The sequence below is a fragment of the Bacillus carboniphilus genome, assembly GCF_039522365.1.
GTDB classification, from domain to species: domain Bacteria; phylum Bacillota; class Bacilli; order Bacillales; family JC228; genus Bacillus_BF; species Bacillus_BF carboniphilus.
In genome coordinates this window covers 198,144-214,574 of sequence record NZ_BAAADJ010000023.1, presented here as the reverse complement: position 1 = coordinate 214,574, position 16,431 = coordinate 198,144, and the positions used below count along the sequence as shown (strand labels likewise).

General features: G+C 37.7%; 15 protein-coding genes and 1 riboswitch. All 15 genes read right to left on the bottom strand.

Going from position 1 to position 16,431, the window contains the following annotated elements; genetic code table 11:
- Window positions 1–2 precede the first annotated feature (2 nt).
- On the bottom strand, window positions 3–980 hold the full coding sequence (gene pilM, locus ABDZ91_RS13190) for a type IV pilus biogenesis protein PilM (protein WP_343799698.1): 978 nt from the start codon (window positions 978–980) through the stop codon (window positions 3–5).
- A 13-nt stretch (window positions 981–993) separates the two neighbouring features.
- Window positions 994–1,749 (bottom strand): prepilin peptidase, encoded by a 756-nt coding sequence (locus ABDZ91_RS13185; RefSeq protein ID WP_343799697.1) that lies wholly within the window; start codon window positions 1,747–1,749, stop codon window positions 994–996.
- 77 nt (window positions 1,750–1,826) lie between these two features.
- The gene (locus tag ABDZ91_RS13180) at window positions 1,827–2,285 is read right to left on the bottom strand and encodes a hypothetical protein (RefSeq protein WP_343799695.1); all 459 of its coding nucleotides are present in this window, start codon (window positions 2,283–2,285) and stop codon (window positions 1,827–1,829) included.
- Window positions 2,278–3,201, bottom strand: a complete 924-nt coding sequence (locus tag ABDZ91_RS13175) for an O-antigen ligase family protein (protein WP_343799693.1) — start codon at window positions 3,199–3,201, stop codon at window positions 2,278–2,280. Before ABDZ91_RS13175 ends, ABDZ91_RS13180 begins: the two co-directional genes overlap by 8 nt.
- A 439-nt stretch (window positions 3,202–3,640) precedes the next feature.
- Window positions 3,641–4,153 carry a competence type IV pilus major pilin ComGC gene (locus tag ABDZ91_RS13170; protein ID WP_343799691.1) on the bottom strand — a complete coding sequence of 171 codons (513 nt, stop codon included), beginning with the start codon at window positions 4,151–4,153 and terminating at the stop codon, window positions 3,641–3,643.
- A gap of 109 nt (window positions 4,154–4,262) precedes the next feature.
- A riboswitch (cyclic di-GMP riboswitch) is annotated at window positions 4,263–4,346 on the bottom strand.
- 76 nt (window positions 4,347–4,422) lie between these two features.
- Window positions 4,423–5,631 carry a type II secretion system F family protein gene (locus ABDZ91_RS13165; RefSeq protein ID WP_343799689.1) on the bottom strand — a complete coding sequence of 403 codons (1,209 nt, stop codon included), beginning with the start codon at window positions 5,629–5,631 and terminating at the stop codon, window positions 4,423–4,425.
- Window positions 5,632–5,633: 2 nt separating this feature from the next.
- The gene (locus ABDZ91_RS13160) at window positions 5,634–6,671 is read right to left on the bottom strand and encodes a type IV pilus twitching motility protein PilT (RefSeq protein WP_343799687.1); all 1,038 of its coding nucleotides are present in this window, start codon (window positions 6,669–6,671) and stop codon (window positions 5,634–5,636) included.
- Between the two features lie 9 nt (window positions 6,672–6,680).
- Complete coding sequence (locus ABDZ91_RS13155) at window positions 6,681–8,327, bottom strand: GspE/PulE family protein (RefSeq protein WP_343799813.1); 1,647 nt, start codon at window positions 8,325–8,327, stop codon at window positions 6,681–6,683.
- Window positions 8,328–8,333: 6 nt separating this feature from the next.
- Window positions 8,334–9,830, bottom strand: a complete 1,497-nt coding sequence (locus ABDZ91_RS13150) for a bactofilin family protein (RefSeq protein ID WP_343799685.1) — start codon at window positions 9,828–9,830, stop codon at window positions 8,334–8,336.
- Complete coding sequence (locus tag ABDZ91_RS13145) at window positions 9,817–10,245, bottom strand: PulJ/GspJ family protein (protein ID WP_343799683.1); 429 nt, start codon at window positions 10,243–10,245, stop codon at window positions 9,817–9,819. The genes ABDZ91_RS13150 and ABDZ91_RS13145 overlap by 14 nt, the downstream gene beginning before the upstream one ends.
- Window positions 10,242–10,685: a type IV pilus modification PilV family protein gene (locus ABDZ91_RS13140; protein ID WP_343799681.1), complete on the bottom strand. Its 444-nt coding sequence runs from the start codon at window positions 10,683–10,685 to the stop codon at window positions 10,242–10,244. Before ABDZ91_RS13140 ends, ABDZ91_RS13145 begins: the two co-directional genes overlap by 4 nt.
- 24 nt (window positions 10,686–10,709) lie before the next feature.
- Entirely contained in the window at window positions 10,710–11,864 is a 1,155-nt protein-coding gene (locus ABDZ91_RS13135; protein ID WP_343799679.1) for a VanW family protein, read from the bottom strand.
- A 13-nt stretch (window positions 11,865–11,877) separates the two neighbouring features.
- A complete protein-coding gene (locus ABDZ91_RS13130) occupies window positions 11,878–13,032 on the bottom strand; it encodes a hypothetical protein (RefSeq protein WP_343799677.1) in 1,155 nt (384 codons plus the stop codon).
- A gap of 210 nt (window positions 13,033–13,242) precedes the next feature.
- A complete protein-coding gene (locus ABDZ91_RS13125; RefSeq protein WP_343799675.1) occupies window positions 13,243–14,976 on the bottom strand; it encodes a diguanylate cyclase in 1,734 nt (577 codons plus the stop codon).
- A gap of 89 nt (window positions 14,977–15,065) precedes the next feature.
- Window positions 15,066–16,370 carry a bifunctional folylpolyglutamate synthase/dihydrofolate synthase gene (locus ABDZ91_RS13120; RefSeq protein WP_343799673.1) on the bottom strand — a complete coding sequence of 435 codons (1,305 nt, stop codon included), beginning with the start codon at window positions 16,368–16,370 and terminating at the stop codon, window positions 15,066–15,068.
- Window positions 16,371–16,431 lie beyond the last annotated feature (61 nt).

The following is a 16,431-nucleotide window of genomic DNA, read 5'->3' as shown; positions in this document are numbered from 1 at the left end:
ACCTACTTCAGCCCCAAACCGATACAATCTGAAAATAGTGCCGGAACATTTACATTTTTCTTCGTTTGAAATAAAGGTTCAATAAAAGATTCAATTGCTTGAGCGAGCTGTCCATTTAATTCTGCCACAAACTGAGGAAGACAAGGATGGTCGCCTACAACTAAAATTTTATTGACTTCATATTGCCCTTTTGCCAGGTTAGAACGATATACGTTCATCATTCGATTTACCTCATCCAGAACGGTTGAAGTCATTTCATGTAATTGATGACTAGTTCCTTTCCACAAAAGCTGATCCATATATTTACCGTTTTGATGGACTTCAATTGCCTCTTCAGGCAAATCTAATTGAACTTGCCTGATAATCACAGGTTTATGGTCATGAAAAACAGATAATACAAGTGAATCAGAATCGGCATGTACAATAAGTAAATGCTCTTGTGGACGGGCTAAGTCTAGATGGTAGTACAAACGATAAATGGATAAACAAGACAAGTCTGCAGCTTCAGCATGTAATTTAGAGGAAGCTAACATCTTCTTATACTGCTGAACAGTGGATTCCTTTGTGGCCACTAGCAAAACCTCTTTTTCCCCATTGTTAACTCCCTTTGGGACTGCTTCAATGATTGGGTCTTCAAACGGCAAATGCAAGGACTGTCCTAATTGGAAGTATAAATGCCCCTTAATTTCAGAGTCAGGCACTTCTAAGGGGACATTTGTTTGTCTTAAAATGACATGGGAATCGGGCACACAAAAACGAGCTATTCTTCTCTGAATCTTTGATTCTTTTACAAACTGTGACAAAAATGAAGGGAATTCTTCATTTGAATCAATGACTCCATTTTTCACAAGGCCTGATGGAATAACCTTTTGCCCATATTTTATGATTGTTTTATTTTTTCCAGTTTCAACAAAGCGAACGAAACGGTCGTTGATCATGATGTTCACTCGATGATGTTTTCTAGTAATTAAGCCGCTCATTCACTTTCACCACCTACCAAAGACTTTGAATATACCAATCAATAAGTTGCTCTCCGTATAACAATGAGATTAAGGCTCCAACAGCGATAAAGGGACCAAAGGGAATCGCTTGCCTTTTTTTCACTTTACCTAATACAATCCCTAGAACGCCGACAAGTGCACCTAGAATGCTGGCAATAAAAAAGGTGAATAGAACATTAGGAAATCCTAAAGCAATGCCAATAACAAAAAATAACTTAATATCTCCACCACCCATTCCACCTTTACTAATGATGGCAACCAATAATAAAAATAAGGAGGCACCAAATGCTGCAGCATATGGATTCCACCATGGGTCAAGTGGAGATAGAATTCTATATATTAAAAAGCAAAACAAAAACACTAGTAATATTTTATCAGGGATGATCATGTATCGAAGGTCCGATACAATAATAATACTTAATAATGAAATGAGTAACAGCGAAACTACCAATTCATTCGACCATCCAAAATAAAGAAAGGCGTACATGAATAGAAGTCCTGTTAACAATTCTATAAAAGGATATAGCATGGAGATCGGTGCTTTACAATTTCGGCACTTGCCTCCAATCCATATGTATGAGAGAACAGGAATTAACTCTAATGGCCCTAACTCTTTCTCACATCGTGGACAATGAGAGTTTGGATAAACTATTGATTTTTTCAAAGGGACACGTAGCCCCACTACATTATAAAATGAGCCGAGTAATAAGCCCAATATTAGAAAACAAATAGCATATATAAGTTCCATTAATTTATTCCTTTTACTAGTTTGTAATATTAGTATACAAGGGTTTTCTATACTTTTCTATTTCCATCACGAAATATTTACTTCCAATTCGTCTCTAAGATGGCTTCTTCACTTGTTTCACAATCCATTTCTGGTTCACATAACCGTACTTTTGTCGAGACCGTACCACCTTGATAGCGGATAAACACCTTAGATTGTAATGAATATAGATCCGTTATTCGATTAGAGAAAAAGAAGGTTGGAATCTCGTCAAACTCATATTCCAACCCAAGGTATCCATCTTCAATTAAGGTCTGTAAATCAATCGTTTCTTGTGCGCTGTCCTTCCACTCGAGGTTGGTAAGCCCCCAGTATTTAGAAGCAGATGAAAAACGATCGGCGTTCCACTCGTGGAGTTTCGTTTCAATAATCTCTTCTGTTTCATATACAAAATAAAGAGAAACCGTGTAGAACAGAGCAATAACCCCAATGGATAAAATCGTCTCAAGAAAAGATTGCCGGATAATCGTACGGTATAAGGAATTCGAATTATTCAATAGTCTCAACCTTTTTGTCTTCTTTGATGGCATACACATACGTTAAAGCTAGAAACACCCAAAAATAAGGGGCAACGGGTACCACACTAATATTAAACTGGGCTTGAACTAAATAACCCGTAATTAGAACTGTAAACATTACTAGTTCAATAGAAGGTTGTTTTGTTATGATGACCCGATAAGCTTTGTAAAGAATAAGTCCTACTAATGAAAGATACGTTAATAGAGCTGGAACTCCCATTGTCACTGCAATTTGAAGCCATTCATTATGCGCTTTATCAACCGTTACAGTTGGGAAGTACTTCTTTGTTTCTTCCGTGTCATTTGGAAATACAAGATGGAACGTATCCGGTCCTGAACCTGTCCAAAAATACTCCTTAATCAACGGAAGAGAAGTCTTCCAAATATACCAACGGTGCGATCCAGCGTTCATATTGTCTTCCGTAATCGCACTCTGGGCATCCTTCACAATCGTAACGGCACGTGATGCTACTTGGTTATTTTCAAAGTGATTTACAGTGAAAAAAATAGCAACAAATAGTAGAATCACAGTTCCATACCTCTTTATAAGGCCACGGTCTTTCCAAATGATATAAAGCCCTACGATGAGGAGTCCAACCGCTAGACCTAGCCAAGCACTACGGGTGTTGGAGTAGAGGAGGCCTAGGAATTGGATGCTGATGAGGACTAGGTACGTAATCTTGGCACTTTTCTTGGTTGCGGTGAAAAGTAGTAGGATGGCAACCGTGATTGAGATTAGGGAGAACGTGCCGAAGAAGTTTGGGTTACCGAAGAAGGATGAGCTTCGGGATGAACTAGATTGTGATAAGAAACCTAGGCTAAAGTGTTCTAATATTCCTTGGCTGGATGCAAGGGTTGATGTAATGCTAAAACCAATAATCCACCAACGTTTCATGAACTCATTTGGGTTCAAGAGAACTACTACAAAAAGAGTCAGGTAACAAAGCCAGATAGAGAGGCCTTCGTAGCGTGATTTCTTTCCTGAGAGAGAAGTATGAATATCAACCGAAAAAGAAACAGATACAAGTATAAAAAAGGTGAATAAAATTATTAACAATAATGGTAACTTAGGATAGAATCTAAATTGTAATAATCCCTTCCTTTTAATCCATAAAAGTATCCAAAATAAGCACATAAAGATAATTAGAATTATACTTTTTATAGTATATATAGAGAAGCTAGACTGAAATGGGTATGTAATTAGAAGGTAAAGCATCAGAAAAGTTGATAAAAATATCCACATATAGTTCTCGCAATTAGGCCTTTTCTACAAAAATGAATAGTTCTATAAAACTATTCATAAAAAATAGAAATAATAGGGGATTTTCCCCCTATTATTCTGTAGAAAATGCACTCTCTCTTGTTAACTGATCTTCTGTTCTATCATCTATGTCGTAATCTTCGTTACCAGTGTCAGCATCCAAAGTTACTTTATAGGAGAATTTATTTGCATCTTTATCAATAAATACAAAGCTCCCAGTAGTTGGTGCTGTATCCCCTGCTACTATATCAATAATTTCAGTTGCTCCAGTAGAAATGGTGTCATAAGCATTATCATCAAACGGGTTTTCAAAAGTATCAAGGTAACCTTGTTCCACTAAATACGTTAGAGATACATAATATTCTCCATCTCCTCTGCTTGATATTTCAGAGGCAGCGACTAACTTAGCAGAGCTAATCATCTGCTGAGCATTAGCAATATGAGCATCCCTCTTACTATTCTCAATAATCCCACCAATACTAGGCACCGCAATCGCAGCAATAATACCCAAAATAACAACAACTGCTAGTAATTCTACTAGAGTTAAACCTTTCTCGTTTTTCCATGCTTGTTTGATTCGTTGCATGTGTAATTCCTCCTGAAATAAAAGTTTCATAGTTTTTGCTAATAATTGGTAATAGAAAAGGCCAGTTTTATACCATGTGATTAAAAGACGAAAGATGACTTTAACATGATGTAAAACTGGCCGGTTGCACTACTAGCTCATGATCCTTCAAGTGCCCATATAGGAAGGATCTTTCGTAGCTTCCAAGTTCTCTAGTAAACCAATATATTCTTATATTTCCATTATATTATACTCATGACTTTTATACTACAGAATTTAATATTTTTTTGTTACTGAATGCTCTCAAAAATACTAAACATAGGAATTGCGATAGAGGCGACTATCACACCTACTACAATGGATAAAAATGTAATAAGAACAGGCTCTAGTAAAGCTTTTAGTTGCTCAGTAGCATGCGTTACATCCGCTTCATAAAAGTCTGCTACTTTTCCTAGTACGGTTTCCATGGTCCCCGTTTTCTCACCGGTAGAAATCATTTGAACCACCATAGACGGAAAAGCCCAATGTTCTTTTAGGGGATTGGACATCGATTGTCCCTTTTCTAGTGCTTCTTTTGCATCTTGAAGGGCTCGAATGTAGACCTCATTTCCTACTACTTTCTCCACGACTTCCATTGATTGAAGGATTGGGACAGAGGTAGCGTATAAAGAGCTAAGCGTTCTTGTTAGTCTTGCAATCGCAGCCTTTCTCAAAATCATACCAATCACAGGAATCTTTAACAGAACATAATCAATATAATACTGTCCTTCCCCTTTTTTAATCAGATACCAAATTCCCGCACCAATCAGCACGATTACTAGAACAAACACCCACCACCATTTCAAAAAGAATTGGCTCGAGTTTAGGACTAGTTTTGTAATAAAAGGGAGATCTGCGCCAAAGGACTCAAACATACTAGCAAACGTTGGAACGACAGTAGCCAATAAGAAGGCTAGCACCACTACAGAAACCACTGCAATAAAGACAGGGTAAGTCATGGCTGCTTTTACTTTTTTACGAGTATCATATTGTTTTTCAAAGTAGACCGCTAGCCTCTCCAAAATTTCGTCCATATTCCCCCCAACTTCTCCTGCTCTGACTAAATGGATGAACATTGGAGGGAATATTCTTGGGTGTTCAGATATCGCTTTTGTAAAAGAACGACCTTCCTTCAACTTTTCTTCTACATCAAATAAGCATTGCTTTAGTAATTTGTTGTCTGTTTGTTCAGCTAGTATATGTGTTGCCTCTACAATCGATATACCTGCTTGAATGAGAGTGGAAAATTGTCTAATGTACATGACAAAATCTTGGTGTTTCACTTTCTTTTGCGTGATCTCAATCTCTTGATAGAGAATCCCATTCAACTCTTCAATCGATAATACAGCGATTCCCTGTTCTCGTAGTTTTTCTAAAGCTGCTTTTTCATGGTCGGCTTTAAGCTTCCCGCTTTTCTTATCCCCTTTTCGGTCTCGTCCCTGATAACGAAATACGGGCATAATTAAAACTCCCCTCTTAGGTACGGTGAAGCTGTATCGTAGGAAACAATTTTTTGATTGATTAACTCTTCAATGGCCATTTGCATGGTTTGCATGCCAGATTCTCGACTTGTTTGAATAATGCTTTGAATTTGATGTGTTTTTTCGTTTCGAATCAGGTTTTTGACAGCAGCATTACATAGTAAAACTTCAAGAGCAGCACGTCTACCCTTATAGTCAGCAGTAGGGAAGAGTCTTTGCGAAATCACAGATTTTAAGACTGAAGCTAGTTGAATACGGATTTGCGTCTGTTGACCAGCAGGAAACACGTCAATGATTCGATCAATTGTTGAAGCAGCATCTGTTGTATGCAGAGTTCCAAGTACGAGGTGTCCTGTTTCTGCAGCTGAAATGGCGGTCTGAATCGTTTCTAAATCGCGCATTTCTCCAACTAAGATGACATCGGGGTCTTGTCTCAAACAAGCACGCAACCCGTTTGCAAATGAACGCGTGTCAAAGCCTACTTCCCGTTGATCAATAATACATTGTCCATGCTTATGTAAATACTCAATCGGATCTTCCAATGTAATGATGTGCTTCCTCATATGGGTATTCATTTCATTGATCATGGCTGCTAGAGTAGTTGATTTTCCACTACCTGTCGGGCCTGTTACTAAAATAAGCCCTTGAGTAAATGTCACCAAGTTCTGAAGCTGCCGCGGTAGATGTAAATCTTCTAGTGACGGGATATGAGTAGGAATGATCCGGAAAGCTAAACTTATACAAGACCTTTGATGATAGGCATTGATTCGAAACCGAGAAACACCTGGAATTCCATATGAGAAATCAAGTTCCCCTTTTTCTTTGAACGTTTCCCATAAGTGACTAGGAATAATGGCTTTTGCCATGGATTCAGTATGTTCAGGCAGTAATGGCGTTTTTCCAAGGTGCCTTAAATCCCCATTGATACGTAAAATAGGTGGAACCCCTACCGTTAAATGGATGTCAGAGGAACCCATTTCAAAGGCTGCTTTTAATATCGTTTGAAGCTCCTGTAACATATCGGCTACCTACCCTTCCACTGTTGCACTTAGAACTTCTTCTAGAGAGGTAAGGCCATGTTTTACTTTTAGAAGACCGTCATCCGCTAAGAAGATCATTCCGTTTTTAGCACAATAGCTTTTCATATTTTGAAAAGATGCATGATTTAACATCATTGATTTCAATTCTTCATTAACTGTTAATACTTCCTGAACCGCCATTCTTCCAGAATACCCCGTTTGACGGCAAAGAGGACAACCTTTGGCTTTATATAACTTTTCGATCGTTACGCCTCTTTTTTGAAACAGTTCTTTTTCCATTTCTGATGGTTCATAAGCTTCTTTACAATCTCGACAAAGCTTACGAACCAGTCTTTGTCCAACTACTCCTGATAAAGAGGAAGCCACAAGATATGGCTCTACTCCCATTTCCATTAGTCTTGGAATAGCTCCGAGTGCACTGTTGGTGTGTAACGTACTTAATACTAAGTGACCCGTTAAGGCAGAGCGCACAGCAATATCTGCTGTTTCTTGGTCCCGGATTTCCCCAATCATGATAATATTAGGATCTTGTCTTAAAATCGAACGTAGTCCCTTCACGAACGTCAAGCCGATTTGGGGGTTCACTTGAACCTGATTTATTCCTTCAAGCTCGTATTCAATTGGGTCTTCAATCGTAATGATATTGACATCATCTTTATTCAAATGGTGAAGCCCAGCATATAAGGTAGATGTTTTACCCGCCCCAGTTGGCCCTGTAATCAAAATAAGCCCTTCTGGTTTTTCAATAAGCTGAATAAACCGTTGTAGGTTCACTCTATTAAAATCGAGCTGTGCTAGCTTTTTCATCACACTTGAAAGGTCTAAAACACGAATGACCACTTTTTCACCATGTAATGTCGGAAGAATGGAAATCCTTAAGTCAACGGTGGATGTATTGACTTTTTGTTTGATTCGACCATCTTGAGGAAGTCTGGACTCCGTTATGTTCATATTTGCCATAATTTTTATTCTAGCAATGAGAGATTGAAAGATATTCTTTGAGATAACCCGCTCTGTTTTTAATTTTCCATCAACACGATAGCGAATTAAAATTTTATCCTCTTGTGGGTCTATATGAACATCACTCGCTCTTAATTGAAGACCTGTTGTCAGGATTTGATCCACTAATCGGACAGCAGGGGCATCGGCTCCTGTTGCCGCTAAAGCTTCCTCCCCCTGGTTTTCTTCAAACGTTTCTTTCATATCATAATATTTATAAATGGATTGCATAATATCGTCTTTTTTAGCTATGACAGGATTGATGGAGAAACCTGTCGTTAACCGAATATCATCAATCGTGTAGATATCCATTGGGTCATTCATCGCTATCGTTAAGGCATTGCCTTCTTTTTTTATCGGGATGATGACATGACGTAAAGCAAACTCCTTAGATATAAGGGAGGTAAGAGTTTCATCTATCGGATATCGATACAAAGAGACATGAGGAATACCCAACTGAAACTCTAGTACTTCAATCAGCTGTTGTTCGTTGATATAGCCTCTCTCAACTAGTGCATCTCCTAGTTTTTGCTCGCGTTTCTTCAGTCTGAGTGTTTCATCAAGCTGCTGTTGCGTAATGAGACCCGATTCAACAAGCAAATCTCCTAATCTCTTTCTTTTCTGCATTTCATCCACCTCCACTTAATATTGTACATCATCAGAAATATCCCAGCCTGAACCTCCGGATGAAGTACAGCCATAAGTACCCGTTAAGGATCCAGTAAAATCTGATTTGGGTTGTTTCATACCATATACTTGCATTCCGTTTGGGGTATTGCCGTCCATATATAAATTACCGTTTATCGTTATACTACTTCCATTACCTATAGAAGGTGGTGTAGCAAAATATGCGTCTCCGTTAACAGTTAATGAGCCTAACCATCCACGAACCCAAATCTGGTCCATAAACACAGCTGTATCCCCTACATCGATAAACATTTCAGCATTTCTATCTACATAGTTGATGGTTGAACCAAAGTGAGCATTCCCTGCTACATTTATTCCCACTTGATAGCCTTCTAATGATATAGGTCCATAGAAATTAGCACTACAAGCATTTCCATCTACCGGTCCGCCTACATTGATTGTCGAATAGTTTTTTAATGTGATAGAACCATTAAATTTGGCATCCTTTAATACTGTGATGTTGTTAGAATGGTCATTTCTATTTGATACGGTGATATCCCCATTAAATAAGGCTCCACCCTCAATTAGTATGCTTGAATCAGTGTCTGAAAAGTTAAGATCACCACCAAAGATGGCATCCTCCCCTACTGATAAGGTCCCCTTCCATCCTTCTACATTAAAATCCTGGGAGAACTTTGCATTCCCACCTACTTCTATAGAAGTCTCTGACCAACTTAATGAAGTATTTCCTTCAAATAATCCATCTTTTTCAATCGTAACAGAAGATTGATAACCAGATAGCTCCAGATCCTGCTCAAATTTCGCATGTCCATTTACAACAACATTTTCACCAGACTGATCTAAGTCGACGTTTTCTTCGAATAAAGTATTTCCATCATAGGTATTCGTATCAGGATTTGTTGGCTCAATGATATCCCAATCACTTTCTTCATCGCCACCAGATCCTGGTCCCCAATCAGAGCCATCTCCACCACCGATAGGGTCATCACCGCCACCACCACCAGAACCAGGATCACCACCACCACCGGATGATGCTTGAATATCAATGATATTGGTTAGTGTTTTTCCTACAGAAGACGAGTTTGTGATTCCACTGCTTTTAAATGTAATGAGCAATTGACTTTCGGAAACTTGGTTAACATCCACATTGAAAACCTGATATCCAAATCGATTGTTGGTTTCAGGGATGAATTCATCAAAGGTTTGCCCAACATAGTTGGATGTAACCCAGTTGGTAATATCCTCTATACTGCTTGGACCAGGATCTCCTAGCAGGTACGAATAAATTCGATTCCGGAAATCAATAATACCCATTTCTGCTAAGTTAATTTCCTGAACAAGTGTCTCTGACTTACTGTTTTGCTTACTTTGGGTCACGTTAAAACTGATTAACGTAAGAGCAAGGATCGTTAGTACCGCCGAAATCAGTAGAGTCCAAAGCAATGCTGATCCCTTTTCATTATTTTTTAGAAGCTTATTAGGATCCACCATTAGTACGTACACTCCGTAAATAAGTTTTCAAAGTGATTTGCTCCGAGGAACCAATCACTGTTAATTCAAGCTCTACTGGATTTACATTTGAACTAATACTTAAAGGTGTCATTGTGTACTCAAACTTTTGTTCTGAGATTATAGCCCCGTTTAGCACAATTTCTTGTTTCCCATCTCCATTCTCGTCTTTCTGTTCAAGAACAAAGCTCCCTTCAGAATAATAGGCAACTGTTATAGCCGTCATAATCCGGTTTGCCTCATTCTGAAGGCTAACCGCTGCTTCATCTTTTTGAAATGCATTAGAACCAAAGGTAAAAAAACTGAAGATGACTGTAAGAATAATAGATGAAATGACAAATACACCAAGCAGTTCGATTAACGTTAAACCGCTTTCATTCCCTATGTACCTCTTCATTGGGCAGTCCCCCCTGTTTGGAGCTCGACATAACCAAAGTTTTCACTCAGGAGCTTATCCCGCGTAACGCTATCGTACACTTGAACATGCATGGTTTTTAAGTCTTGTGAACCGTTGCAATATAAGAGAAGGGAAATATAAAATTTTTTATCGTTTAGAAGAAAGGCCCCATCAGCTTGTGTATCTTCAAATAGAGACAAATATTTTGGGAATAAGTTTTCCGTGCTTGTACTAGGACAAGCTGTCTCATTAAAATTCTCTTGCACTTTCTCTAATACAAGAGAAGACAAATGAACAGCTGATAGTTTGTCTTCGTTATAGGATGTAAATTGAAAGCCTTGCGTGAAGAAGCCTGCTGCTCCCACTACAACTAGGGAGAGTACAGCAAACGCAATTAAGAGCTCAATGACTGTAAATCCTTGTGATTGAAATTTCATCATAACTTCCCTCAAATAAACAGCTGATTATGGACCCACTTGAAAAATGGTTTCATGAATAGGTAGATAGGAATCCTTTACTACCACTTCCGATTGCAGTATGTTTCCTTTTGTATCTGTATACTCTCTAATAATTTTAATTTCATATCCTTTTTGCCCAGGGAGTGTTTGGCCTGCTCTAGAATCATTATTAGATACATATTGAATGACCTTCCTAGGCTCTAATACTTTTTCTTGAATGATAGAATAACTCACTAAACTAGATGTTTGTTCTGTAGAAATCGTTAAGCTAATCGTGTTCGGACCAGTTGACCTTAGTTGAAAGAGAATAGGTACATCCGTACTATTGTTGAAGGATAAATCTTGACCGTTATTTTTATCAATCTTCGCTTCTAACCCTGGTTGTATGGATGCTGGTAGGGAGCCACTAGTGTGTCGCTCAACAAGACTGACTGGTGTTGAAAGTACCCCTTCCCAGAGAACAGATGCAATGGTAGATAGCTCTTCATTTGTAAGGTCTAACAGTCCATATTTTTCACTCCAGTTAAGGAAAGAGAAAGAATGATTTGGCTCAAGTTCAAGTTCTAAAGCTGTACGGTTTAGATATTTATTTATATTTGGACTTGCTGTAGTTCGCACAATGGTAATGGAATACTCCGTATGAGACGGAGTAGATGGCTGATTTTGGTCTCCACCTTTCAACTCAAGGGATGTTGATTGAGCTAACAAATAGGACGCCTTTTGCTCCATCATTTGAATAATAGGTTCTATCTCCTTTGGACTAATCGACACATGCGAAGCATCAGTTGTTAGTTTCAATAGTAGATGATCTTCCAAAAATCGTACGTTTAGAGCGTTAATAGTTGAATCTTTTGCTTGTTTAATCGATGATTCAATATCGAAATCAAAAGCATCATTCTTTAAAAGAATCGTTTGTTCCTCTATTTGAATAGAAAAGCTTACATCATTCTTCCAAGAAGATACAGCATCCCTTACTTTCTGTGCTGCTTCCTCATCCGTAAGCCCTGAAACATCAACACTTCCAATTAAGGTCTGTTCTGCAAAGGCTTGATTAAACCATTTATCATATGCGTACACACTAAGCTGAAAAAGACTAACAAATAGGGCAGTCCCTAAAAGAATAGAGAGAAATATAGTAGTATATTTCTTTATATACATCATCACACCTCAAATACTAATCATTAGATGCTCGGAACCAACTAGACAATTCTTGGAGAAACTGCTTCTGTTCCTTTAAAGTACTATCGGCATGCTCGTCCTTAGATTTCAATTTTTTTATAGATTCTGCTCTCTCTTTATATAAATTAGCTAAACCGTCATTTAAAAGAAGAGCTCTTCCATCTATAACTGATTCATACTTTTCTAGGCTATCTTCATTTGCGTGTTCATCCATTAAATCTACTACTTCTTCCTTTTGCTCAGAAGCAGATGTTATAACTTCCTTTTTAGTAACATCATTATCTGCTAAATTTAATGGTTGTTCTATTTTTTCTTCTAGTTGGAAAGCATTTTCATCTTGTGATTCATTTGTTGTAGTCTCTTCTGGAAGAGTCCAATCTAATTCTTCTATGCTGTTTAACGAACTCATCGAGCGTTTCTCTTTACGTTTTTCATCAAAGGATATGACATTTTCAGAGTGAGTCAAAATGGATTCTTGTGCTACTACTTCTTCCGGTTGTTCTTCCTTTATGTCATTGTGCATTGCATCTTCCATAATCCAGTCATCTAGAAGATATCCCGGTTCGTCCTCAACCATATCTGTCAATGGATCATGATCAACTACTGATACCTCATCTGAATGACCGATTTCCTCTTGCTCTTCTTCAAAGTCTAATCCATCCAAAATGAAAGTCTGTTCTTCCTTCGTCAGGGCCTCCAACTTTGAAAGAGCAGTTACATCTGGTTGTACTGATTCAAAAATTTCCTGAGAAACTATTTCTGTTTGTTCTTCACGTACACTATTTGTGTGGACTTCGGTTTCCACAATATTAGCAGGCTTAGCCATTTTAGCCTTTTCTAGCTGTGCATGGTAATTATATAGAGGCTCTACTTGAGTTGAAGTATCTACTTTACTTTCATCCTTTGGAAGCTCGAATAAGGCAGTACCACGTCTTACGATTAAATAGCTCAGAGTAATCGCTAACAAGATATGTAAAAGAATTGTTTTAATTGTAGGTTGTAAATTCCAAGCTAAGGTAAATAGTGTTCCTACTAAACTAGAAGTAAACCAAATGACCACTTTCCCTAGCGAGGTCCAGCGTACAGGTAAGAGAAAAAATAGAATAGCTAGGCCTATTGCACTAATTCCGATATGTAAATATATTTCCATTTTTTCTCCACCTCCGTTCATACTTTTTCTATATATATATTGTATACGATACTACTTCATTTGACATGTATTAAATCTAGTAAAAAAGGGAGAAATAGTAGCAAATTCATGAATTTTTTCAGATTTCCAGATAATAAAGTCCTCTTTTTTATGTTTTCATTGTTTATTGTAAACGTAAAAGAAGATACCCCACCTGTGACGGGATATCCTCTAAACATTCGCTTGTATAGATTGATACTCAGAAACTTTATTTCTTCCTCTTCTTTTTGCTCCAACATACATAGCATAGTCAGCATGCCTGATTAGTGTTAAATAATCTTCTGCATCTTCCGGTGCATTGGCTACTCCTATACTAGCTGTAATTCGAATTAGCGAGCGACTCCTGCTTTGTGTTAGCTGCTGTTCAACTGAGAATGGTCTATTTGCAATCATGACACGTAATGTTTCAGCTAATGCAAGAGCTTCCTTCTTTGGTACATCCGGTAATAAAATAACAAATTCTTCTCCACCGTATCTTGCAACAATCCCTTGGTCTCCAAAGAATTGAAGTAAGCGATCGGCTAATGCTCTTAACACTTCATTTCCACTTTGGTGTCCATAAGTATCGTTAATAGATTTGAAGTGGTCAATATCAATGAGTATGAGAGATAGGTCATTGTATTTCTTTTCTTTTAAATGTTGATATTCAGTTTCTATTAACTTTTCAAAATAGCGGTAATTGTATAAGCCTGTTAGAGCACAACGCTCACTTTCTTTTTTAGTCAATTCATAGTTTCTTGCATTCTCTAATGCAATTGCTAAGTAAGAACATAAAATATCAACAATCATTAGTTGATAATTTTCATAGGCTTGCTTTTGAGGAGTAGCTAAAAGTAGTACTCCAACTACTTTTTGATTCCGCATAATCGGAACTGACAATACACTTTCTACACCCTCTGGCATATATCCTTTGGCAATCGTTTGCCACTCCGATCTTGAATGATAGAGAGCAGCCTTCTGAGATGCCCACACTTCACCTGCAATTCCTTCATGTCGGATCAGTGGGTCAATATCAAGACTAAGATTATCACCGTTTTCATATCTTCGAATCAAATGAAGCTCCTTATTATCAACAACATCTAATATGTAAGCATGACTCACAGGAAAAATAGAAACGATTCGATTCATAAACAAATCAATAACTTCCCGTGCTTTTAAACTCTGTGTTAACTCATGCCCAATATCTGTGGCTTTCTGTAAATGTTCATTAACGATATCAGCAGAGTTATATAATTTTAAAATAATAGCTACACTGAAAAATGGAATTCCTACTAAAAATGCAGAAATTACTCCCATTTCTTTATATAGCACAAATAAAACCATACCTAAAGGCAGGACTAAGCACAATGAAGCCGCTTCCCAAATAAAATCTTTACTAAACAACTTCCGTTTCACATTTAAAATAGCTCTAGAAAGAAACATGAGGCAAGCTTGGTTACTTGCAAAATAGACAAAGGTATAGGCCAATATGAGCAGAATGTCACGACCGTTACCAAGAGTGATTAGATCATTTTGCCCACCCAACGCATAAAAAGTAATACCACTCAAAAGGGATACGATTAAAAACATGAGGGAGTTTAAGGGATACTTATAAGAGTCCCCCTTACCCGGTTTCACCTTAGCCATTAAAAATAATAATGCAATCTGAATAAAAAGGATTTCTATAAATAATCCAAATAATAAAAACGTAGCGATGGATGTCCACAATACAAAAAATATAGTCGTTCGGTTTACCACCATTGGGACTAGTGCTGATCCCACCATTAATAAAAGGAACCAAACCATATCTAAACTAATATCTGAGAGGTTAGGAGGATATTTGATATAGGAATAAACCATACCAATTGGAAATAAAATGGCCCACATGGTCCAAACTAGTCTTTTTTTAGTAGTTGATACGTCCAATTTCATATCCTCCTTCCTAGATTTAGTCGAAAAGTCACAATTATACACTTTACTTTATCAAAGTTTTTTGTATTTGTCACACATTTCATTTATTTCGAAATTTTAATTGTTTGAAAATATTGCTTGACTTCAGAAATGAAATAAAGAGAACCTGTAATGATTAGTACATCATCATTTTTTCCTGTGTGAATCAGATCAGTTAACCAAGCTTTCCATTCCTCAACATATGTGGCAGAACTACTCTCTATAAGTGAATGAAGGTCTTGAATCCCCGCTGCCCTAGGAAAATCAAAGGTGGTTATATAAAGGGAATCTGCAATATCTTCTAGTTTTTCTAGCATTGGTTTGAGAGGCTTATCTCCTAGGCCTGCGAATAAGATATTCACTTTTTGTTTAGGGAACCTCTTCTTTATCGTGTCTGCTAAAGAGTCAATTCCTTCCTGATTATGTGCCCCATCAACAATTAAGGTAGGCTCACTCATTAACTCTTCGAACCTTCCTGGCCAATAGGTATTTTTTACCCCTTCATACACATGCTCCTCATCGACTAGAAAAGCATAATAAGCTTTTAAATATTCGATAGTCATAATGGCTAATGCTGCATTACCGACTTGGTGGGTTCCCTTTAAAGTCGTTTGTAAATGAGAATAGGTTTTAAAAGGTGTGACCAATGTAAACTGTTCCCCTTCTACATTAGAAACATGGTCTAAAACCTTCATTTCTCTTCCTATTTGATAGATTTTAGCTTTTCGAGATGATGCCACATCTTCTATTGTTTGAATGGCCACTTCCTTTTGTTCTCCTATCACAACCGGTGTACCGACTTTAATGATGCCTGCCTTCTCAAAAGCAATTTCAGGGATTGTGTGTCCTAGAATATTTACATGATCCATCCCAATATTCGTGATGACGGAGACCAGAGGGTGAATGACATTCGTTGAATCAAACCTACCTCCTAAGCCAACTTCCATCACAACGATATCAACGGGATGAACATAGCCAAAATAGTACAAACACATAGCGGTAATGACCTCAAACTCTGTTGGGCCACCTAACTCAGTTTTTTCTAGTTCTTCTGCAAGGGGAATTATTTTTTTAGCAAGCAAGACCATCTCCTCATCCGAGATGGGTACACCATTCACACTAATTCTTTCATTAAATTGTTCGATGTACGGCGAGGTAAAAGTCCCCACTTCATATCCTGCACTCTGTAGGATGGTTCTCACGAAGCTTACGGTTGACCCTTTTCCATTGGTTCCACCAATATGTACAAATTTCGTTCTTCTTTCCGGATGATCTAACTTTTCCATCATCCATTCCATACGTTTTAAACCTGGTTTCATTCCAAGTCGCAAACGCCCATGTATCCAGTTTAATGCCTCGTTATAATTCATTACATTTCCCTCACTCTTCACTACTTTTAAGTATAGGTTTAATTAGAACATAAATGATGAC